The 22,956-nt window shown below is 41.7% G+C and carries 17 protein-coding genes and 1 tRNA gene; 5 read left to right on the plus strand and 13 right to left on the minus strand.

What is annotated here, in order from left to right; all coding sequences use genetic code 11:
* Positions 1–5: 5 nt before the first annotated feature.
* From wecA to trxA, 3 genes are all read right to left on the minus strand, one after another.
* A complete protein-coding gene (wecA, locus tag AC3Z9T_RS13335) occupies positions 6–1,091 on the minus strand; it encodes a UDP-N-acetylglucosamine--undecaprenyl-phosphate N-acetylglucosaminephosphotransferase (protein WP_490126595.1) in 1,086 nt (361 codons plus the stop codon).
* Positions 1,092–2,399: 1,308 nt separating this feature from the next.
* Positions 2,400–3,659 carry a transcription termination factor Rho gene (rho, locus tag AC3Z9T_RS13340; RefSeq protein WP_140182136.1) on the minus strand — a complete coding sequence of 420 codons (1,260 nt, stop codon included), beginning with the start codon at positions 3,657–3,659 and terminating at the stop codon, positions 2,400–2,402.
* Between the two features lie 681 nt (positions 3,660–4,340).
* Positions 4,341–4,667 carry a thioredoxin TrxA gene (gene trxA, locus AC3Z9T_RS13345; protein WP_070928555.1) on the minus strand — a complete coding sequence of 109 codons (327 nt, stop codon included), beginning with the start codon at positions 4,665–4,667 and terminating at the stop codon, positions 4,341–4,343.
* A gap of 117 nt (positions 4,668–4,784) precedes the next feature.
* On the opposite strand from trxA, the gene rhlB reads away from it, so the two are divergent.
* Together rhlB and gppA are read left to right on the plus strand one after the other, a co-directional pair.
* Positions 4,785–6,071: an ATP-dependent RNA helicase RhlB gene (rhlB, locus tag AC3Z9T_RS13350; RefSeq protein WP_490126596.1), complete on the plus strand. Its 1,287-nt coding sequence runs from the start codon at positions 4,785–4,787 to the stop codon at positions 6,069–6,071.
* Positions 6,072–6,082: 11 nt separating this feature from the next.
* Positions 6,083–7,588: a guanosine-5'-triphosphate,3'-diphosphate diphosphatase gene (gene gppA, locus AC3Z9T_RS13355; protein ID WP_490126597.1), complete on the plus strand. Its 1,506-nt coding sequence runs from the start codon at positions 6,083–6,085 to the stop codon at positions 7,586–7,588.
* A gap of 57 nt (positions 7,589–7,645) precedes the next feature.
* Here gppA and rep read toward each other — a convergent pair whose 3' ends face one another.
* Both rep and ilvC read right to left on the minus strand, forming a co-directional pair.
* The gene (gene rep, locus AC3Z9T_RS13360) at positions 7,646–9,667 is read right to left on the minus strand and encodes a DNA helicase Rep (protein WP_490126598.1); all 2,022 of its coding nucleotides are present in this window, start codon (positions 9,665–9,667) and stop codon (positions 7,646–7,648) included.
* A 160-nt stretch (positions 9,668–9,827) separates the two neighbouring features.
* Positions 9,828–11,303: a ketol-acid reductoisomerase gene (ilvC, locus tag AC3Z9T_RS13365; RefSeq protein WP_490126619.1), complete on the minus strand. Its 1,476-nt coding sequence runs from the start codon at positions 11,301–11,303 to the stop codon at positions 9,828–9,830.
* Between the two features lie 181 nt (positions 11,304–11,484).
* Between ilvC and ilvY the strand changes: the two genes are divergently transcribed.
* Complete coding sequence (ilvY, locus tag AC3Z9T_RS13370) at positions 11,485–12,381, plus strand: HTH-type transcriptional activator IlvY (RefSeq protein ID WP_490126599.1); 897 nt, start codon at positions 11,485–11,487, stop codon at positions 12,379–12,381.
* Here ilvY and ilvA read toward each other — a convergent pair.
* The 6 genes from ilvA to ilvL form a co-directional block, all read right to left on the minus strand.
* Positions 12,373–13,947 carry a threonine ammonia-lyase, biosynthetic gene (ilvA, locus tag AC3Z9T_RS13375; RefSeq protein WP_490126600.1) on the minus strand — a complete coding sequence of 525 codons (1,575 nt, stop codon included), beginning with the start codon at positions 13,945–13,947 and terminating at the stop codon, positions 12,373–12,375. The two genes, ilvY and ilvA, sit on opposite strands and share 9 nt — an antisense overlap.
* A gap of 2 nt (positions 13,948–13,949) precedes the next feature.
* On the minus strand, positions 13,950–15,800 hold the full coding sequence (gene ilvD / locus AC3Z9T_RS13380; RefSeq protein WP_490126601.1) for a dihydroxy-acid dehydratase: 1,851 nt from the start codon (positions 15,798–15,800) through the stop codon (positions 13,950–13,952).
* Between the two features lie 63 nt (positions 15,801–15,863).
* Positions 15,864–16,793 (minus strand): branched-chain amino acid transaminase, encoded by a 930-nt coding sequence (locus AC3Z9T_RS13385; protein WP_490126602.1) that lies wholly within the window; start codon positions 16,791–16,793, stop codon positions 15,864–15,866.
* An 11-nt stretch (positions 16,794–16,804) separates the two neighbouring features.
* Positions 16,805–17,074, minus strand: coding sequence for an acetolactate synthase 2 small subunit (ilvM, locus tag AC3Z9T_RS13390; protein ID WP_490126603.1), 270 nt, complete (start codon positions 17,072–17,074; stop codon positions 16,805–16,807).
* Positions 17,071–18,717, minus strand: a complete 1,647-nt coding sequence (gene ilvG / locus AC3Z9T_RS13395; protein ID WP_490126604.1) for an acetolactate synthase 2 catalytic subunit — start codon at positions 18,715–18,717, stop codon at positions 17,071–17,073. Before ilvG ends, ilvM begins: the two co-directional genes overlap by 4 nt.
* Positions 18,718–18,849: 132 nt before the next feature.
* The gene (ilvL, locus tag AC3Z9T_RS13400; protein ID WP_071599630.1) at positions 18,850–18,951 is read right to left on the minus strand and encodes an ilv operon leader peptide; all 102 of its coding nucleotides are present in this window, start codon (positions 18,949–18,951) and stop codon (positions 18,850–18,852) included.
* A 481-nt stretch (positions 18,952–19,432) separates the two neighbouring features.
* On the opposite strand from ilvL, the gene AC3Z9T_RS13405 reads away from it, so the two are divergent.
* A complete protein-coding gene (locus AC3Z9T_RS13405) occupies positions 19,433–20,959 on the plus strand; it encodes a YifB family Mg chelatase-like AAA ATPase (protein WP_490126605.1) in 1,527 nt (508 codons plus the stop codon).
* A gap of 192 nt (positions 20,960–21,151) precedes the next feature.
* Here AC3Z9T_RS13405 and AC3Z9T_RS13410 read toward each other — a convergent pair whose 3' ends face one another.
* A complete protein-coding gene (locus AC3Z9T_RS13410; RefSeq protein ID WP_490126606.1) occupies positions 21,152–21,490 on the minus strand; it encodes a MaoP family protein in 339 nt (112 codons plus the stop codon).
* A gap of 111 nt (positions 21,491–21,601) precedes the next feature.
* Here AC3Z9T_RS13410 and hdfR point away from each other — a divergent pair, with 111 nt between their 5' ends.
* Entirely contained in the window at positions 21,602–22,447 is an 846-nt protein-coding gene (gene hdfR / locus AC3Z9T_RS13415; RefSeq protein ID WP_490126607.1) for an HTH-type transcriptional regulator HdfR, read from the plus strand.
* A 429-nt stretch (positions 22,448–22,876) separates the two neighbouring features.
* On the opposite strand, the gene AC3Z9T_RS13420 is transcribed toward hdfR, so the two are convergent.
* Positions 22,877–22,952, minus strand: a tRNA-Trp gene (locus tag AC3Z9T_RS13420).
* Between the last annotated feature and the right edge of the window lie 4 nt (positions 22,953–22,956).

The following is a 22,956-nucleotide window of genomic DNA, read 5'->3' on the forward strand; positions in this document are numbered from 1 at the left end:
TGTCGTTACCGTACTGCACCTCTACGCATACGACGTCTGACGCGTTTAATAAAACGAGCCACTTTCCACGCCCGTTTGATGCAGTAACCATACATAAAGAACACAAGCAAAAAGAGTGCCAACATTACCCATTCAGGAATAAATGTCAGGCGTTCACCAATAATTCCTACGCATGCCAAAAACGCAGCAGACAAAGTAATCAGAACAAAAGCCCCTCTTGGGGTAAAACCTGAACGCATAATTAAATGATGAATATGCTGACGATCAGGTGAAAATGGGCTCATGCCTTTGCGAATACGACGATACATAATCGCAACCATATCCATTAGCGGGATCGCAATAATCCATAATGCGGTGACAGGATTGATTGGGTGTATCGTATCTTGGGTTGATTCCACAAGGATCCAAATAATAGTAAACCCAATGAGTGTACTCCCCGCATCACCCATAAATACTTTAAAGCGACGGCCTAAGATACCCAAATTTAAAAAGATATAAGGAAGGATAGCTGCAATAAAAGCAAAACACCAAAATGCTAACGCATAGTTACCACTTTGATATAATAAAAAGCCTAAGGCCCCGAACGAGACACAAGATAACCCACCTAGAAGCCCATCAATACCATCAACCATGTTGAATGCATTGATCGCAGCCCAGACAGCAAACAGCGTGACAATATAACCGAATGGCCCAAGGACAAGTTCCCATGGCCCAAATGCATGACCCAACGATTCTAATTTTAGATCCGCGATCGTCATCATTGCGACGGCAACTATCGCCTGCACGCCCGCCCTTAATTTAACACTAATATCGAATCGGTCATCTAACGCACCGATCAATACCAGCAAGCCGGCACAAATAAGGTATAACCATTTATGGGGAATATATTCCTCAGTAATGACAAACGCAAAACAGATACCAAAAAAGACCGTTATCCCTCCTACTAAAGGGACCAATCCTACGTGTTTTTTTCTAAAGTTAGGTTTATCTACCAGCCCGATTTTGGTTGCCACAACCCGAGCGATAAAAATAAATACTAACGTGAACAAAAAAACGTAAAACAGACTAGCAAAAAATTGTGCGGTGTCCACGAGTCACTCTCTTATCTTTTTATCTAACTAACCTAAAACTAAAATGTTCGAGCCCATATAACCACAGGCGACAGCACATGCATTATCATCTCAAAACAGATAAGCGCTATAAGACGAGTCTTTAATAATGACATTAAAAATAGTCCCATAGGGTTATCACCGTCTCCCCATTATACTTCAAATTACAGCATAGCTTTCAATGGTACACATCACATAAGCCCTACACGCCTAATGATTCATGTTGTTGTCATCTAGCTGCACTTCAAACTATTTTGTGTATAACAATTATACGACATCTTCTTATTTATGGGTTTTATACTGACATAAAGCAATATACATGCCATAAAAACCAGTAACTCTCTAGAATTATAATTTTAGGCTTATTTTTCGTTTAATAATTGAACCCTTTTTGATAAATCAAAAAAAAGCCAATCTGCAAATGATATTCTCTTTTAATAAATACACCAACGGCATGTATTACGCCAAACCAATCAGAATACAAATAAAACAAAATTTATTTTACTTAACAAATTGATTCTCCGTTTTATGATAGAAAAAATCCAATACAAAAATTATTATTTTGTTGATAATCATGATACCAATGCGCTTACCATGATACTTTTCTTGACTCTCATTTTCTTACCTTTCTGTTTATCCTTCATTTATAAGGCTAAATATTGTTTTTCAGCCTGTCAGCATAAAAACAACTCCTTCTAGGCTAAACTAATTTAAACAGAAAGAAAGATTGAAGTAGTATCTCAAACCACTCATATAATATACAAGAAAAATACTGTTAATAGATAAAGTTATAGATAGACATACGAGCTAAACGCGTACTCATTGATTTTGTATCACAATAAATTACTTTAACTATTTACAGCCATTACATTCTAATAAATCCGATAAAACCACACTTTTTCTGTATATTTCACAATCAACAATGGTGTTAACAAGAAATACACTCATTTTTCGTGTCTGACCCTATGAATTTTAAGCCATCACTATTTATGTTTTTGCAAAATACATTTCAGTTTGAATGCTATCTATCGGTATATAAAATATTTAATGACAGATATCTTATTTTGGGAAGGTAAGAATGAAATCCATATTGCAGCTCATAGTTTAAAATACTCATTAACACCTATAGTGAATACATTAATAGAGCAGAAATTTTACAAACGCTTCACTCCTCTTCCCTTTTTAAGATTAATTTAACAGCAAATGTCTATCGTAAAATAACAAACTCATATAAAAAAGCGCTGTCATAGACAGCGCTTTTTTGATTTCGCAATACTGAAAATTTATCGATTATGATCTTTTCATAAAATCGAAAAACTCTTCGTTAGTTTTCGTCATTGCTAATTTACTGATGAGGAATTCCATTGCATCGATTTCGCCCATTGGGTGAATGATCTTACGAAGGATCCACATTTTCTGTAATTCTTCTTGTGAAGTAAGCAGTTCTTCTTTACGTGTACCCGAACGATTATAATCGATAGCAGGGAAAACACGTTTTTCTGCGATCTTACGAGACAGGTGTAATTCCATGTTACCTGTACCTTTAAACTCTTCGTAAATAACTTCGTCCATTTTAGAACCTGTATCCACAAGAGCAGTCGCAATAATCGTTAAACTACCACCTTCTTCAACATTACGTGCTGCACCGAAGAAGCGCTTCGGACGATGTAATGCGTTTGCATCCACACCACCTGTCAGAACTTTACCTGATGAAGGAACAACGGTGTTGTAAGCACGAGCAAGACGTGTGATTGAATCGAGTAAAATAATAACGTCTTTTTTATGCTCAACGAGACGTTTTGCTTTTTCGATGACCATTTCAGCAACTTGAACATGACGCGCAGCGGGTTCATCAAAGGTAGAAGCGATAACTTCCCCTTTAACCAAACGTTGCATCTCAGTCACTTCTTCAGGACGCTCATCAATCAGCAGAACCATCAAAACGCAATCAGGGTAATTGTGAGCAATATTAGCTGCAATATTTTGCAGTAACATTGTCTTACCTGCTTTTGGTGGAGCAACAATCAAACCACGCTGCCCACGGCCAATTGGAGCAGCCAGATCCAATACACGCGCAGTTAAATCTTCAGTTGAACCGTTACCACGTTCCATACGAAGACGATTATTTGCATGTAATGGGGTCAAGTTTTCAAAAAGGATTTTACTGCGAGCGTTTTCAGGTTTATCAAAGTTAACTTCATTAACTTTTAATAGGGCAAAATAGCGTTCGCCTTCTTTAGGGGGACGAATTTTTCCTGAAATGGTATCGCCTGTGCGAAGGTTAAAGCGGCGGATTTGGCTGGGAGAAACGTAGATATCATCGGGACCTGCGAGGTAAGAACTGTCTGCTGAACGGAGGAAACCAAATCCATCCTGCAATATCTCCAGTACGCCATCGCCGAAGATATCTTCCCCGCTTTTAGCATGCTGCTTCAAAATCGAGAAGATAATATCCTGCTTTCTCATACGGGCTAAGTTTTCTAGCCCCATATTTTCGCCTAACGTAATCAGTTCTGATACTGGCGTATTTTTTAATTCGGTAAGATTCATAATGGTGGGTTCTTTAACTCGGGGTATTTCTCGAACTATGAACGTAAATTGAAGACATCATATATACATAATCTATATAGGTGCCAGTTTAACTTTATAACGCCCTGTTAATAGTTACAAACAACAACGATTAACAATGCGTAAAAATTCTTGCGCTTGTTATTGCTAAGACCGCACTAACATATGGCGTCGAATCATCGGAACGATGTGCGACCTATTATTAGAAACACAGACAATATTAGCAATAGTTTTTTTGTACATTTAAGACAACATCGATCCCAATACAGTAAATTCGCGGCATCCAAAGCACCAAAACACAAATTGAATGCTCTTTCGCCGACAGTGACTTGAGTCACCACTGACACATACTTCAACATAACTATCTCATACTGATTTATAACAAAACATCACAAATAAGATAACTGAATATTACAAGCGCAATCAGCATTCAAATTAATAATTTTTGAAATCAATACACTATCAGCCCTAGATCACAATAATGAACCACAACTGAACTGATAAACCAGATATTTATGATAAGAACAACGGATTATAAAGCAAGCCATACGGATACTATATGAGGATGCAGATAACTTATCATGCTTCAGTGAGGACGTCTAGCGGTCCCCTATATAAAATAGATATACCGCTAAACGTTTTGACTTAAACAGCAGCTATAACTTACAGATTTTCGTCTAGAAAATCTTTTAACTGAGATTTAGACAATGCACCAACTTTTGTTGCTGCGACTTCACCATTTTTGAATAGTAAAAGTGTTGGAATACCACGAATACCATATTTTGGTGCAGTTGCTGGGTTATCATCAATATTCAGTTTTGCGATGGTCAGTTTGCCTGTATATTCTTCAGAAACTTCATCAAGAATTGGCGCGATCATTTTACAAGGGCCACACCATGCAGCCCAGAAATCGACGAGAACAGGTGAACTTGCTTTTAGTACTGCGGTCTCAAAGCTTGCATCAGTTATATGTATAATTTTGTCGCTCATGTTGTACTCCAATGGATCATTTTTACCGTCTTAGTGTAACATTAATTGGCAGCAGTATGCTTTATTTCAAAAGATACACTTTCGTAAACCAACCGTTAACTGATATTCTACCATACTATGAGTAAAGCACACTTGACAGAAAAGAAGTTTTCCGACTTCGCCTTGCACCCAAAAGTCATTGAAGCACTTAATAAAAAAGGCTTCAATTTTTGCACGCCTATCCAGGCGTCAACCTTGCCTTTCACTGTCGAAGGCAAAGATGTTGCGGGGCAAGCGCAAACTGGTACGGGTAAAACGTTAGCATTTTTAACGTCAACATTTCACTATTTACTAACACACCCTGCTATTGAAGGGAAAAAAGTCAATCAACCACGCGCACTGCTCATGGCTCCAACACGTGAACTTGCCGTGCAAATATACTCAGATGCAAAAGAGTTGGCTGAGTATACTGGCTTAAAAATGGGGCTTGCTTACGGTGGTGATGGCTACGATGAGCAATTAAAAGTACTGCAAAATGGCGTTGATATCCTTATCGGCACCACTGGCCGTTTAATTGACTACGCTAAACAAGGTCATGTTGATCTCGGCGCTATCCAAGTTGTCGTACTGGATGAAGCAGATCGCATGTATGATCTTGGCTTTATTAAGGATATTCGTTGGTTGTTCCGCCGCATGCCTGTGGTTACTGAAAGGTTGAACTTGCTCTTTTCAGCAACCCTTTCTTATCGTGTAAGAGAGCTTGCGTTTGAGCAAATGAATAACCCTGAGTATATCGAAGTAGAACCGCTACAAAAGACGGGTCATCGCATCAAAGAAGAGCTATTTTACCCATCTAACGAAGAAAAAATGCGTTTATTGCAAACGTTGCTCGAAGAAGAGTGGCCTGAGCGCTGCATCATTTTCGCTAACACCAAACATCGTTGTGATGATATTTGGGCGCACCTCGCTGCTGATGGACATCGTGTTGGGCTATTAACTGGCGATGTTGCTCAGAAGAAGCGTCTACGTATTTTAGAAGAATTCACTCAAGGTAATCTCGATATCTTAGTTGCAACAGATGTGGCGGCTCGTGGGCTACATATTCCATCAGTCACACATGTATTTAACTATGATTTACCTGATGATTGTGAAGACTATGTACACCGTATCGGTCGTACTGGGCGTGCTGGTGAAAGTGGTAACTCAATCAGCCTAGCTTGTGAAGAGTATGCTCTGAATTTACCTGCTATCGAAGAATATATTCAGCATTCTATTCCAGTCAGTAAATATAACAGTGAAGCACTGCTAGCTGACCTCCCAGCGCCAAAACGTCGTCATCGTCCGCGCCCTGGAGGGCCTCGCCGCAATTCGAATTCGCCACGTCGCCATAATGGCCCACGTAATAACCATAAACGTCCAGGCTGAGTAATAACGATATGCTGAAATCATCTTCTCTCTATGCAGCAATTGATTTAGGCTCGAACAGCTTTCATATGTTGGTCGTGCGTGAAGTTGCCGGTAGCATTCAGATTATTTCTAGGGTGAAACGTAAGGTACGTCTTGCTGCAGGTTTAGATAGCAGTAATATGCTGTCAGAGCAAGCGATGGAGCGCGGGTGGCAATGTCTGCGCCTCTTCTCTGAACACTTACAAGACATCCCAAATAATCAAATACGCGTAGTCGCTACCGCAACGCTGCGTCTGGCTAAAAATGCAGATGTTTTTGTGCGAAAAGCCAGTGAGATCCTCGGCAATACTGTCAAGGTTATTCAGGGGGAAGAAGAAGCACGATTGATCTACCAAGGCGTTGCCCACACTACAGGTGGCCCAGATCAACGTCTAGTCGTTGATATTGGTGGAGGCAGCACAGAGCTCGTCACTGGCACAGGGGCAAAAGCCGAACAGTTATTTAGCCTAGAAATGGGTTGCGTGACTTGGCTCGAAAGATATTTCAGTGATCGTTCTTTAACTGAAGAGAATTTTGCTCAAGCAGAGCGAGCTGCTCATGCGGTCATCACCCCAATTGCTGATACTTTAAAAAATCATGGTTGGAAAATTTGTGTTGGTGCATCAGGTACTGTTCAGGCCATTCAAGAGATCATGATTGCACAAGGAATGGATGAGCTGATTACGCTAGATAAGCTACAGCAGCTCAAGTACAAAGCCATTCAGTGTCACAAGTTAGAAGAGCTAGAAATTGAAGGGTTAACCTTTGAACGAGCACTCGTATTCCCTAGCGGTTTATCAATCCTCATTGCTATCTTTGAAGCCCTGTCTATTGATAATATGACATTGGCAGGCGGCGCATTACGTGAAGGGCTCGTGTATGGCATGCTTGAACTCCCTATCGAGCAAGATATTCGTGCCCGAACCTTACGTAACATTCAACGACGCTTTCAGGTTGATATAGAGCAAGCCTCACGGGTTAGCCAACTAGCTGAACATTTCTTTTTGCAAGTATCGAAAGATTGGGGCTTAGACTCTCGATGTCGTGATTTATTATTAGCCGCCTGTACATTGCATGAGATTGGTTTAAGTGTTGATTTTCGCAAAGGCCCAGAACATGCAGGTTACTTAATCACCAATCTTGATTTGCCTGGTTTCACCCCTGCACAGAAACGTTTACTCGCAGCCTTATTACGTAATCAACAAGGGCCTGTTGACCTTGCTACACTTAGCCAACAAAATGCATTGCCAATCCAACAAGCTTATAGCTTATGTCGCCTGTTACGATTAGCGATTATTTTTGCTAGCCGCCGACGTGATGATACCTTACCAGCACTGAGGCTCCATGCAGAATCAACTTCTCTGAAGATTATGTTGCCATATCGCTGGTTAGCTGAGCACCCGCTACGCTCAGAAAATTTACAGCAGGAAGTGCAATGGCAAGGCTATGTGAGCTGGCCTCTCACGCTTGAAGAACGCAATAGCTCCAATAATTAAATTATTATTCATTTCCCACACTGCGCTCTCATCAGTGTGGGAAATGGCTATATTTGCCTATCCTTTCTTGTTTAACCCTAAACGAGCCTTTATATCAGCGAGTGCTGATTGCCCTTTTTGCATCCGCTCTTCCGCAGTAACAACCTTGCGCTGTTGCTCCCATTCTAGGTCATCTTGTGGTAGTTCTAATAAAAAACGACTTAGTTCAGGGCGGATCAACTCACCATATTGCCGACGTTCGCGACAGTGCGTGAAAAATAACTCTTTCTGAGCACGAGTGATCCCTACATAGGCCAATCGGCGCTCTTCATCAATATTGTCTTCATCGATGCTACTTTGATGAGGAAGCAACCCCTCCTCCATACCAACGAGGAAAACATAAGGGAACTCTAATCCTTTTGATGCATGCAATGTCATTAACTGCACCTGATCGGACTCTTCATCATCTTCTCCACGCTCCATCATATCGCGTAAAGTAAAACGGGTTACCACTTGGCTTAATGACATAGGGTCATTCAATTCATCGCCTTCAACCATTTCACTCATCCATGTAAATAATTGATTGACGTTTTTCATGCGCATTTCAGCCGCTTTAGTGCTCGCAGAGGTTTCATAAAGCCAGCTTTCGTAGTCCATTTCCCGTAATAAATCACGGACTGCTAATAGCGGCTCACGTTCTGACAGCTGCACAATTTTGTCCATCCAATGGGTGAATTGTTGCAATGCGGTCAGACCTTTGCCTGTGAGTGTCTGCTCTAAACCTAAATCAAAGCTGGCTTGATAAAGGCTCTTACCACGTTGATTTGCCCACTCTCCAAGTTTTTGGATCGTTTTAGGGCCAATTTCACGGCGAGGAGTATTTACAATACGTAAAAAAGCGCTGTCATCTTCTGGGTTAGTCAACACGCGCAAATAGGCTAAAAGATCTTTGATTTCAGGACGTGAAAAAAATGAAGTCCCCCCTGAAATTCGATAAGGAATGCGGTTTTGCATTAGCATTTTTTCAAAAATACGTGATTGATGGTTACCCCGATACAAGATCGCATAATCTTTATATTGCGTTTTATTAATGAAATGATGTGCGATCAATTCACCGATCACCCTTTCTGCTTCATGATCTTCGTTATTCGCAGTGATCACTTTCAACGGAGCACCATAACCCAACGTTGAAAACAATTGTTTTTCAAACACATGAGGATTGTTAGCGATTAAAATATTGGCCGCTTTTAGAATGCGCTCCGATGAACGATAATTTTGCTCTAACTTAATCACATTCAGTTTTGGGAAGTCTTCACTTAACAACACCAAATTTTGCGGCCTGGCACCACGCCAAGAGTAGATTGACTGATCATCATCACCTACCACAGTGAAGCGCGCTCGTTGACCAACCAACAGTTTAACTAATTGATATTGGCTAGTATTGGTATCTTGATATTCATCCACCAGCAAATAACGGATCTTGTGTTGCCAACGCTCACGTACTTCCTCATTTTGAGATAACAATATAGTTGGCTTGCTGATCAAATCATCAAAATCTAAAACATTGCAGCTTTTTAAATGCAGCTCATAACGGCGATAGCACTCTGCAAAGTGGTGCTCTTTCTCGCTTCTTGCTCGCCCAACCACTTGCTCAGGCGATAATAGATCATTTTTCCAATTCGAGATCGAAGAGATCAGCTGCTGTAACAGATCTTTATCTTCTTCCAATAAATCAAAAGTAAGCTCTTTTAGCAGAGCCATTTGGTCCTGATCATCAAACAGAGAAAAATTAGCCTTAATGCCTAGCGCCTTATACTCACGCTTAATGATCTCCAAGCCAAGAGTATGGAATGTGGAGATAATCAGACCACGCGCTTCTTTTTTACCTAGCGTTTGAGCGACTCGCTCTTTCATTTCACGCGCTGCTTTATTGGTAAACGTCACTGCTGCAATTTGGCGTGGTTGATAGCCACAATGGCGGATCAAATGCGCTATTTTATTGGTAATGACTCGGGTTTTCCCTGAGCCGGCTCCCGCCAACACAAGGCATGGGCCATCCACAAATTCAACAGCCTGCTGTTGGCTTGGATTTAATCGCATGGTTTCTCTAGATCAGGTTATTTAAAAAACAGATGAGGAGGATTGTAGCAGAAAGCGTGTACGGCATAAAAACAAAGAAACCGTGCCACCAGTGCAACACGGTTTCAATACTACAATTTTTATACATCAACCTAGCCTATCGCACTAGAGTGACGAAAAATCAACCAGCAACAGCGATTTTCTTCATATCCGTCATATACCCACGCAACGTCTTACCGATTTTCTCGATAGGGTGGTTACGGATAGCTTCATTAACATCGCGCAATTGCGCATTATCGGTACCGTTGTCTGCAACAGATTTCGCTAAATCACCTGCTTGTAGCTTTGTCATAAAGTCTTTCAACATCGGAACAACTGCGAAAGAGAATAAGTAGTTACCATACTCAGCGGTATCAGAAATAACCACGTTCATTTCATACAGGCGTTTACGAGCAATAGTATTCGCAATCAATGGCAGTTCATGCAGAGATTCATAATAAGCAGACTCTTCAAGAATGCCAGCTTCCAACATTGTATCAAATGCCAATTCAACCCCTGCTTTAACCATAGCAACTAACAGAACACCGTGGTCAAAATACTCTTGTTCAGAGATTTTGCCTGCGTATTCAGGGTAATTCTCAAATGGAGTTTTACCTGTCTCTTCACGCCAAGTCAGCAAGTTTTTATCATCATTTGCCCAGTCAGCCATCATCGTTGCAGAGAACTCACCTGAGATAATGTCATCCATATGTTTTTGGAACAATGGCGCCATGATGGTCTTCAGTTGCTCAGATAGTGCAAATGCACGCAATTTCGCAGGATTAGACAGGCGATCCATCATCAATGTGATACCACCTTGCTTCAGTGCCTCGGTAATGGTTTCCCAACCGAACTGAATTAATTTACCTGCATAGCCCGGCTCAACACCATCAGCAACCATTTTGTCGTAACTTAATAGAGCACCTGCTTGCAACATACCACACAGAATAGTTTGTTCGCCCATCAGGTCAGATTTAACTTCAGCAACAAATGAAGATTCCAGAACACCTGCACGGTGACCGCCAGTAGCAGCAGCCCAAGCTTTAGCGATTGCCATTCCTTCGCCTTTCGGGTCATTTTCAGGGTGAACAGCGATCAATGTCGGAACACCGAAACCACGCTTATACTCTTCGCGAACTTCAGTACCCGGACATTTTGGTGCAACCATCACAACAGTAATATCTTTACGGATTTCTTCACCAACTTCGACAATGTTAAAACCATGCGAGTAACCTAATGCTGCACCTTGCTTCATCATTGGTTGAACCGCACGAACAACCGTTGAGTGCTGTTTGTCTGGCGTTAAGTTAACAACTAAATCTGCTTGAGGGATCAGTTCTTCGTAAGTGCCAACTTTAAAACCATTTTCAGTCGCTTTACGCCATGATGCACGCTTCTCAGCGATTGCTTCCGCACGTAATGCATAAGCAATATCTAAGCCTGAATCACGCATGTTCAAGCCTTGGTTTAAACCCTGTGCACCACAACCGACGATGACGATTTTTTTACCTTTCAGGTACCCTGCTTCATCAGCAAATTCTTCGCGTTTCATAAAACGACATTTGCCTAACTGCTCTAACTGCTGACGCAGATTCAAAGTATTAAAATAATTCGCCATTGTCTTACTCCATTGTTCTGTTGTGTTCGTTATTTCAGGCATTTCATTTCACCTGCCGCTGTTATCAAGCGATTATGGTTTTACTATATGCGATGATTTGCATTGCTTAAATTGATATATTAACAATACAATGTTGCAAATTATGCAACACTATTTTTATTCGATTCAGTGGAGGCTCCAAATGGATATTAGAGATTTAAAGCTATTTCTGCATTTAGCAGAAAGCTGCCATTTTGGTAGAACATCGAAAGCCATGTATGTCAGCCCATCCACTCTGTCTAGGCAAATACAACGCCTAGAAGAACAGCTAGGGCACCCACTATTTATTCGAGATAACCGCTCGGTAAAATTGACCCAAGCAGGTGAGCAGTTAAAACAATTTGCTCAACAAACACTGTTGCAGTATCAGCAACTGCAACACGTATTAAATCAACAAAGCCCATCGTTGACAGGAGAGCTACGCCTTTTCTGTTCCGTTACCGCGGCGTACAGCCATTTACCACAGGTTCTAGATAAATTTAGAGCCTTGCATCCGCTCGTTGAAATAAAACTTACGACTGGTGATGCTGCTGATGCAGTCGATAAAGTGGAAACTAAGGAAGCAGACCTTGGGATCGCAGGTAAACCTGAACGACTACCTGACAATGTCAGATTCACCAAAATCGGTGAAATACCTTTAGTCCTGATTGCCCCTGCACTACCTTGTGCAGTTCGTACTATGGCCACAGAAGAAAACCCTGACTGGTCCTCCATTCCCTTTATCTTGCCTGAGCATGGCCCTTCAAGAAAACGTATCGAGTTGTGGTTTCGGCGTCACAATATTAATAACCCTGTTATTTATGCAACCGTTTCTGGCCATGAAGCGATTGTCTCAATGGTGGCACTAGGTTGCGGTATCGCTCTTATTCCAAGTGTAGTTGTTGATAACAGCCCTGAGCCTGTCCGCAGCCGTATATTGCAGCTTGATAACATTTCACTAGTTGAACCATTTGAACTAGGCGTCTGCTTACTGAGCAAACGCCTACATGAACCATTGATTAAATCGTTTTGGCAGCTATTACCTGAAAACTCAATCTAATGTCTGTGGTGCATCTTGAGGTGCTAAAAAGAAACGGAACGACGGGTTACCCGTTTCGTCATGATATTCATAACCAAGCGCTTCAAGATGCCTATCAAAACGAACTTCTGGCTCAGCAAGCTCAAAGGCTGCCAATACGCGGCCATAATCCGTCCCATGGCTACGATAGTGAAATAACGTAATATTCCAATAGGTTCCCAACGTCTCTAAAAATCTTAATAACGCGCCCGGTGACTCTGGAAATTCAAAGCTATATAGGCGTTCATTTAATGGTTTAGATGGGCGCCCACCGATCATATAGCGCACATGAAGCTTTGCCATTTCATCATCAGAAAGATCAGCAACTTCATAACCGTGTTGCTTCAACTCTTGAATAATTTCAACACGCTCGCTTTCACCACCATTTAGCCTTACCCCAACAAAGATACAAGCTCGATCAGGATCAGCATCAGTATAACGATAGTTAAACTCTGTAATGGGACGTTGCCCTAACAATTGGCAAAATCGTAAAAAACTGCCTTTTTGCTCAGGGATCGTCACCGCCAGCAAAGCTTCTCGTTTTTCACCGATTTCACAACGTTCAGAAACATAACGCAAACCATGAAAATTCATGTTCGCACCAGATAACACATGAGCTAGGCGCTCACCTTTAATATTATGCTGTTGAACGTATTTTTTTAATCCTGCTAACGCTAAAGCTCCTGAAGGCTCTGCAATTGCCCGTACGTCCTCAAAAATATCTTTCAACGCCGCACAAATTTCATCACTGTCAACCGTGATCACATCATCAACATACTGTTGGCAAAGCCTAAATGTTTCATCACCAATACGTTTTACTGCTACACCCTCGGCAAATAAACCAACGCGAGGTAGGTCGACCGGATGCCCAGCCTTCAACGCAGCTTTTAGACAAGCGGCATCTTCTGCTTCAACACCAATGATCTTGATTTCAGGCATTAACTGTTTGATTAAGACCGCAACCCCTGCAATTAAGCCACCACCACCAACTGGGATAAAAATACGGTCAAGGTGAGCATCTTGCTGTAATAACTCCAACGCGATTGTCGCTTGCCCTGCAATCACTGATGGATGATCAAACGGAGGAACAAAGGTGTAGCCATCTTTTGCTGCCATTTCAATGGCTTTCGCTTTCGCTTCATCAAAATTTGCGCCATATAAGATGGCTTCGCCACCAAAACTGCGCACAGCATCAACCTTAATATCTGCTGTCGCAATTGGCATCACAATTTTTGCTTTTACGCCAACACGACTTGCTGATAAAGCAACCCCTTGAGCATGATTGCCAGCCGAAGCTGTAACAACCCCTTTTGCTTTTTGTTCATCGCTCAGACTTGCAATCATCGCGTAAGCACCACGCAATTTGAAACTATGAACAGGTTGCCTATCTTCACGTTTAACTAATACCGTATTGCCCATCCGAGCAGAAATTTTATTCATTTCTTGCAAAGGTGTAACTTGGGCAACTTCATAAACCGGCGCACTCAGCGCCGCTTTTAAATAATCAGCACCAGACGGTGCTAATGGTAATGGTTTTGCAGCGGCCACAATCAGCCTCCCAGTTTAGATTTGTCGCGTACAGCGCCCTTATCTGCACTGGTCGCAAGAGATGCATAAGCACGAAGCGCATAAGACACTTCCCGCTGACGATTACGCGGGGTATATGCTTTATCGCCACGAGCCAATTCAGCATCACGACGCTTACTCAATTCACTTTCATTGACATCAAGTACCATTGTTCTCTTAGGAATATTGATATCAATAATGTCACCATCTTGCACAAGAGCTAATAAACCACCACTCGCTGCTTCAGGAGAAATATGGCCAATTGACAGCCCTGAACTACCACCAGAAAAACGCCCATCCGTGATTAATGCGCAACTCTTACCTAATCCCATCGATTTCAGATACGATGTTGGATACAGCATTTCTTGCATCCCAGGGCCACCTTTCGGGCCTTCATAACGGATAACAACGACATCACCTTCAACGACTTTACCGCCTAAAATTGACTCTACCGCATCGTCTTGGCTTTCAAAAACTTTTGCTGGACCACGGAATATTAAGCTTCCCTCATCAACACCCGCTGTTTTCACGATACATCCATCTTCTGCGATGTTGCCAGCTAAAACCGCTAATCCACCATCTAAGCTATAAGCGTGCTCTATATTGCGTATACAACCATTTTCACGGTCAGTATCTAGCGAAGGCCAACGGCAGCTTTGAGAAAATGCTTGGGTAGTACGAATACCCGCAGGACCCGCAGAGAACATCGATTTAACAGCTTCATCTTTTGTTAACATGACATCGTATTGTTCAAGTGTCTGCTGAAAAGTCAGACCGAGAATATTTTTAACATCTTCTTGCAACAAACCTGCACGGCTCAACTCGCCTAAAATACCAATGACACCACCAGCACGATGGACATCCTCCATATGGTATTTTTGTGTGCTTGGAGCAACCTTACATAAATGTGGAACCTTACGTGACAAACGATCAATGTCAGTCATCGTAAAATCAACATCAGCCTCTTGAGCCGCGGCTAATAAATGTAGAACAGTGTTAGTTGAACCACCCATCGCAATATCTAATGTCATCGCGTTTTCAAACGCCGCTTTATTAGCGATATTACGTGGCAATGCACTCTCATCATCCTGCTCATAATAACGCTTAGTCAACTCAACAATACGCTTACCTGCGTTAATAAATAACTCTTTGCGATCAGCATGCGTTGCCAAGAGCGAACCATTACCCGGTTGTGATAAACCCAACGCTTCTGTTAAGCAGTTCATTGAGTTAGCAGTGAACATACCAGAACAAGAACCACACGTCGGGCAAGCTGAACGTTCAATTTGCTCACTATCTGCATCACTAACATTAGGGTTAGCACCTTGGATCATCGCATCAACTAAATCTAATTTAATGATTTGATCTGAAAGCTTTGTTTTACCCGCTTCCATTGGGCCACCCGAAACAAAAATAACAGGGATATTTAGACGCAACGATGCCATCAACATACCTGGGGTGATTTTGTCGCAGTTGGAAATACAGACCATTGCATCTGCACAGTGTGCATTTACCATGTATTCAACTGAATCTGCAATTAACTCACGGGAAGGTAAGGAATAAAGCATTCCGCCATGCCCCATAGCGATACCATCATCAACAGCAATTGTATTAAACTCTTTTGCGACACCACCCGCAGCTTCAATTTGCTCTGCAACCAGTTTACCTAAGTCACGCAAATGAACGTGACCTGGTACGAATTGGGTAAATGAGTTAACAACTGCAATAATAGGTTTTCCAAAATCAGCATCTGTCATACCCGTGGCGCGCCATAATGCGCGAGCGCCTGCCATATTACGACCATGAGTGGTTGTTGCTGAACGGTACTTAGGCATATCTTTACTCCCGTGTTTTTAAAGCAGGCGGGGAACGACCGCCTGTAAATCAAGCTGTATTTGTTATTGAGGGTTAACTGGATCCAACCAACCCCATTTGTCTTCTGTTGTGCCATCAAACAGCCCAAAGAATGCTTGCTGGATCTTCTTCGTTACTGGCCCACAACGACCAATGCCAACTTGGATACCATCAACACTACGTACTGGGGTGATTTCTGCTGCTGTTCCGGTCATAAAGACCTCATCAGCAAGATAGAGAGATTCACGAGACAGTGTTTGTTCACGAACTTCAATTCCCATATCTTTAGCAAGGGTCAAAATCGCATCACGAGTGATCCCCGGAAGTGCTGAAGACGTGAACGGAGGGGTAAATAAAATGCCATCTTTAACTTCAAAAATGTTCTCACCCGCACCTTCAGATAAGTAACCATGAACATCTAAAGCAATACCCTCTTGATATCCATGACGACGTGCTTCGCTACCAACAAGTAGAGATGATAAATAGTTACCACCAGCTTTCGCGCCCGTAGGAATTGTATTTGGTGCCACACGATTCCAAGAAGAAACCATAGCATCAATACCTTGGTCTAAAGCTTCTTCGCCTAAGTATGCTCCCCATGGGAAAGCAGCCATGATAACGTCTGTTTTGTAACCATCTGGCGGGTTAACCCCCATACCGACATCACCAATGAAAACTAATGGGCGAATATATGCACTGACTAAGTGGTTTTCACGCAGCGTTGCACGACAGGCTTCCATTAACTCTTCAACACTGTAGCTGACTGGCATACGGTAGATTTTTGCGGAATCACGCAAACGCTGCATGTGTTCGCGATGGCGAAAGACAACAGGCCCTTTGTGTGAATCATAGCAACGGACGCCTTCAAATACCGATGTTCCATAATGCAGAGCATGAGACATCACATGAACTTTCGCATCAGCCCATGGCGTCATTTCACCGTTAAACCAAATATAGTCAGCTTTCTTAGTCATTTTATAATTCCTTACATTGCACTTTGTGTGCGTAATAGTCGTGATTCTATTTCTTTTATTTCAACTTCTGAAACATCAGACAGTTTGGTTAACTGAGCATAAAGCTGAGCTAACGGCCGCTGACTATTTACAGTCATCGCTATATTTACATTATCACCATCTGGCATGTGATCCATGGTCATTGAACTGATTTGGAATCCACGATGGCGGGTGACGCGCAATATACGCTCTAAAACTTCAGGGCGGAAACGGGCTTGTATGGCAAGTTGATGTTGCATCATAACGGTTTCTCCATCATTTTTTCATTGCTCGCCCCTGGAGGAACCAACGGCCAGACGTTTTCTAATTCGTTTATTGATACCTGTAAGATGAAAGCGCCTTCACTATTGAGTAATTCATCCAACGCTGAATCAACTTCAGATTTTTTGTTAATACGACGCCCTGGGATGTCAAATGCACGAGCTAAAGCCACAAAGTCAGGGTTATCAGTTAAAATAGTTTCGCTATAACGTTGCTCAAAAAACAGCTCTTGCCATTGGCGAACCATGCCTAATCGCTGGTTATCTAACAATAAAATCTTTACTGGTAGCTTTTTGCGTTTAATCGTGCCAAGTTCTTGGACATTCATCATGAAAGAACCATCACCAGAAACACAAATTACCGTATCCTCTGGGCGAGCAACCTGTGCACCTATTGCCGCAGGGATACCAAAACCCATTGTTCCTAAGCCACTTGACGTTATAAAGTTTTCAGGTGATACCACAGATATATGTTGTGCAGACCACATTTGATGTTGCCCAACGTCAGTAGTCACAACAGTATTCGCATCGATACGATCAGATAACTGTTTTAATAACAACGGTGCATAGATTGCTTCACCTGGGTGATCGTATCGCCAGTTAAAATCATGCTTTAGCTGCTGCACTTCTCTCTGCCATGGGGAGATATCTTTGTCCATCATCAATACAGGCAACAGTACCTTCGCATCACCTAATAACCCCACATGAGCTTGGCGTAACTTATCCAATTCAACATGGTCAATGTCGATATGGATCACTTTTGCATTAGGCGCAAAAGTATTCAACTTACCCGTCACACGGTCATCAAAGCGGGCACCGACAGCAATCAGTAAATCACAACGCTGTACTGCAAGGTTTGCAGCTTTCGTGCCGTGCATGCCTAACATTCCAAGATAAAGAGGCTCTGATGGCGCAACCGCACCAAGCCCTTTGAGTGTTACGACGGAAGGTATACCTGTCTGAGCAATAAAGTGCCTTAATTCATCAACAGCGCCAGACATTCCTACACCGCCACCGATGTACAGCATAGGCTTTTCAGCGCATTTCAGTAATTCTCTCGCTTGGTTGATTTCATCATTTTGTATTGGCAAATCTTGTTCAACAGGCATTAAAAATGGTGCTAAATCTGCGTTCTGTAGCTGAATATCTTTCGGAATATCAATCAGTACAGGCCCCGGACGACCACTATTTGCGATTGCGAAAGCTTCAGCAACAATGCGAGGTAAATCGTCGATACACTCAACTAAGAAACTATGTTTTGTACAAGCCAGCGATAAACCTAATACATCTATTTCTTGGAAAGCATCCGTTCCAATAAACTCTGAGCTAACTTGCCCAGTGATAGCAACAACAGGTACCGAATCTAACAAGGCATCAGCTAAACCAGTGATCAAATTTGTTGCACCAGGCCCTGAAGTGGCAATACAAACCCCAGTTCTTGATGTTGAACGTGCATAGCCAATTGCAGCGATGACTGCACCTTGTTCATGGCGACATAACAGATGCTGAACACCGCCGTCATACAAAGCATCATAAACTGGCATGATTGCACCACCAGGGTAACCAAAAACAGTATCAACTCCCTGTGTTCGTAATGCTTGAACTAACCACTGTGCCCCATTCATGTTTCTCTCCTGTCTCTAGCTTATTTATCTATTTGTATTTATTCTATTTTTGTAGATTTAATAATGTTGGCAAACTAAGTGTCAAAAAAAACCCCGCGCCTTTCGGTGCGGGGTTCTCGTAAGATCTGGCTACTAATTTAGCCTTCGTCGTCCAAGTGCAGCCCCGCACGGTGGGATAATAATCACCACCACGCTGATAATAATTAGGCTAATCACTCGGAAGAATGCGTTCATGAATATCTATTTTCACTATTGTTGTTCATTGTCTGTCTTTAAGAGGTATCATTTTAAAATTATTTTGACAACTTTTATTTTATTTTTTTATTATCAAAATATATATTCATTTAAAAATCATGATCTTACCATGAAATCAGAGCAATCAACTGGTTTTTCATTTAAAAAATAGCAAATACAATTATAGATGACAGGATAATTAGCCCAATACTCCATCTCAAAAAAACAACATTAATGGTAATGATTATAATTTCCATATCATCACGTTACAGATGTTGGCAAAATTTATATCAGCTCATTATTTCTAATAAAAACTTAACATCATGATTAAACATTATTTTGCGGGCGCTATCGCAAAAAATAAATAACAGGGGAATACCTTACATATTAGTTATCGATAGCTTTCGCACACTTAAAAAGTTTGCTTGCTCCCCTTGATTTCAAAACAGAATATTACTCTGTTCATGTATGAGGAGGAGATATGGCGTTAGCAATTGTTTACACAAGGGCATCAATTGGTATGGATGCCCCACTCGTAGCCGTTGAAGCACATATCAGTAATGGGCTTCCTGGCTTAACACTTGTCGGTTTACCCGAAATTGCGGTCAAAGAAGCAAGGGATAGAGTCCGTAGCGCTTTAATAAATAGTGGGTTCGAATACCCTGCAAAGAAAATGACAATTAACTTAGCGCCTGCGGATTTACCCAAAGAAGGTGGACGCTATGATCTTGCTATTGCGATCGCAATATTAGCTTCTTCAGGGCAAGTACCAGCTAAAACACTTCATCAATTTGAATTTGTTGGAGAACTTGCCCTATCTGGCACTATTAGGTACGCCAATGGTGCCATCCCTGCCGCACTCGCTGCATTAAAGCAAAAAAGGCAATTAATACTTTCAATAGAAAGCCAACATGAACTCAATTTATTACCTGACAATAGTGTGAAACTAACGCAAACATTGATAGAACTTTGCCATTTTTTACATGAGAAAGGTTCTTTACCCAGTAATATTTACGCAACCGCATTTCCACCGCCATCAGATTATGAGAGCAATATCAATGACATTATTGGCCAAGAACAAGGTAAAAGAGCCCTAGAAATTAGCGCTAGTGGGGGACATAACCTGTTACTTTTAGGGCCTCCGGGTACCGGTAAAACAATGCTAGCAAGTAGATTACAAACTTTGTTACCCTCACTAACGCAACAGGAAGCCTTAGAGGTTGCTGCGCTACGTAGTCTATGCCATATGTCAAATCAAGCTCAAGTGTGGCCGACAAGGCCATTCAGAACACCACATCATAGCGCTTCAATGGCAGCATTAATTGGTGGAGGTAGCTTGCCAAAACCAGGGGAAATTTCTCTTGCCCATAATGGCATTTTATTTCTTGATGAATTACCTGAATTTAGTCGTTCTGTACTCGATGCACTACGTGAACCACTTGAAGCAAGGCAAATCATTATTTCTAGGGCTAAGGCTAAAGTCTGCTTTCCTGCTAACTTCCAACTGGTTGCGGCATTAAACCCAAGCCCAACAGGCCAGTATCAAGGGGAAAACTGCCGCAGCTCACCAGCGAAAATATTACGTTATCTTTCACGTATTTCAGGGCCTTTTCTTGACCGATTTGACCTTTCTATAGATATCCCTTTGCTACCGTTAGGAGCACTTAGTAGTCAACAATATCAAAGTGAAAACAGCGAATTAATACGAACTCGTGTCATTATGGCAAGGAATAGACAATTAGAGAGAATGGGAAAGCTGAATAGCCAACTAACCGCCAGAGAAACAACAAAACTCTGTCAACTCACACCTAAAGATGCTCTTTTTTTAGAGAGTGCGCTAAATAAGCTTGGGTTATCGATTCGAGCATGGCACAGAATATTGAGGGTCGCACAAACTATCGCTGATATGCAGAATACATCACAGATAGATAAACAGCATCTTCTTGAGGCACTAAGCTACCGAGCTATGGATAAGTTATTGCTTCATTTGCAAAAACAAGTAAGCTGAATACTAGGAGCATAGAAAACGATGAGATCGGCATGGGTGGCTGAATCACAATACTTCAACGTGAAGCGCTGCAACTCGAAGAATGACGAATATATGCCATTAATATAAGCAACAATTATCAGTAGTGCTTAAATTTAAAAGGTAGCAGCCATAAACTAAGGGGCCGAAGCCCCTCTAAATATGTTGATGATATTAATCATCCGTATCTGTATAGTCTTCTGAGGGGTCAATTTGAGGTTTACCGCCAGAAAGAGTATGGAAGCGTTTAGGACGATTTATACGGCTTGAATATTTCGCCCACACTTTTTCTTCAGGAGTTGCTGGTTCACGTTCACCGCGACAAGCAGCGACGAAAAGCTTTTCTTCGTCAGTTTGTGCAGCGCGTTTTCCTGAATCAAGCTCATTAAAAGCTTGTCCATAGCGTTCGAGCAATTGAGCTTCCTTGATGGTGAAATCACCATGACGAGAAAAGCCACGTGGGTAATGTTTATTATCAAAAAAACGATTAGTCGTGATGAAGCTTTCTGCCATCTGACACACTCCTAACTTATTACTGTCAACTCGTTATGGCGCGGAGTATTAGACAGCATTGACAATCTGTAAAACAAAACATTTAAATCATCACGACAAAAATTATTGGAGATGTATGTGGATACTGAGTTATTGAAAACTTTTTTGGAAGTCAGTAGAACCAGACACTTCGGCCGAGCCGCAGAATCACTCTATTTAACACAATCTGCTGTTAGCTTTCGTATAAGGCAATTAGAGACACAACTTGGCACTAACCTATTCACTCGGCATCGTAATAACATTCGCCTCACTGCTGCCGGCGAACGTTTAGTCCCTTATGCTGAATCTTTAATGAATACATGGTTACAGGCAAAAAAAGAAATCTCACACGCATCACAGCATACAGAGCTTTCAATAGGCGCGACTTCTTCACTCTGGGAAGGCTATTTAACAGATTGGATACAATCTTTATACGAACAACATGATGAGCTTCGACTTGAAGCAAGAGTTTCAACGCGCCAATCATTGGTTAAGCAGCTACACTCTAGGGAACTAGATTTACTCATAGCAACTGAACCACCTAAGATGGATGAATTTGAAAGCACGATTATTGGCACAATCGAGCTACAGCTAATGGCATCCCAAAAAAATATTGCTTTAACAAATTATAACTATATTAAATTGGAATGGAGTGCAGACTTTCATCCTAAAAATGAATCGATGTTCACTCCTGACGATACACCTGTAATGATAACGACATCCGCACACATTGCACGCCAATTACTGCCTGTATCACTTTCTGCCGCGTTTTTGCCTGCACATTGGAGTATTCAGTACCCAGGGCTAAAAACGCTCTCAGAGACCGTTATTACAAAACCTCTTTATGCTGTATGGCTACAAAAAAATGATCAACAGGCACTAATTAGCCAGTTGATAAAAACACCAATTCAGAATGCCCCACTCAATGCACCTTTTTAAGGCTTCCAATTCTGTTATCTTAAATGCTCAATAAAATTTATTGAGCATTTTTTGTATATAGCTCCTACTAGGTTGGGGGAGTGAAAAGAACTTAGCGCGCAGACAGTGGAACTATAAATGTCATACTGTTTTTTTACCCTTACGTGACTGCTCCTCGCCGTAAACGACGATGGTTTTTTAAAGCCGTCTGGGCTTTTCGCCGTATCTCTCCGCCCGTATTGGGCAAAGGTTTACGGCAGATCTTGCTAATTTTAGAGGGCCATAAAGCAGTTGGTGGGTAATTTTTTATTGGAACAATATTGAAAATGAGAAAATATAGATAGATAGATAGATAGATAAGGCAGGAAGACAGCTTTAAAAAAGAAAAACCCGACTAAAATAATCGGGTTATCAATAAGATACTTCTTTTATTTTTACTTAATTGGTAACTGGCAGGGGCGGAGAGACTCGAACTCCCAACACCCGGTTTTGGAGACCGGTGCTCTACCAATTGAACTACGCCCCTAAAT

This window comes from Providencia sp. 6390 (genome assembly GCF_058148425.1).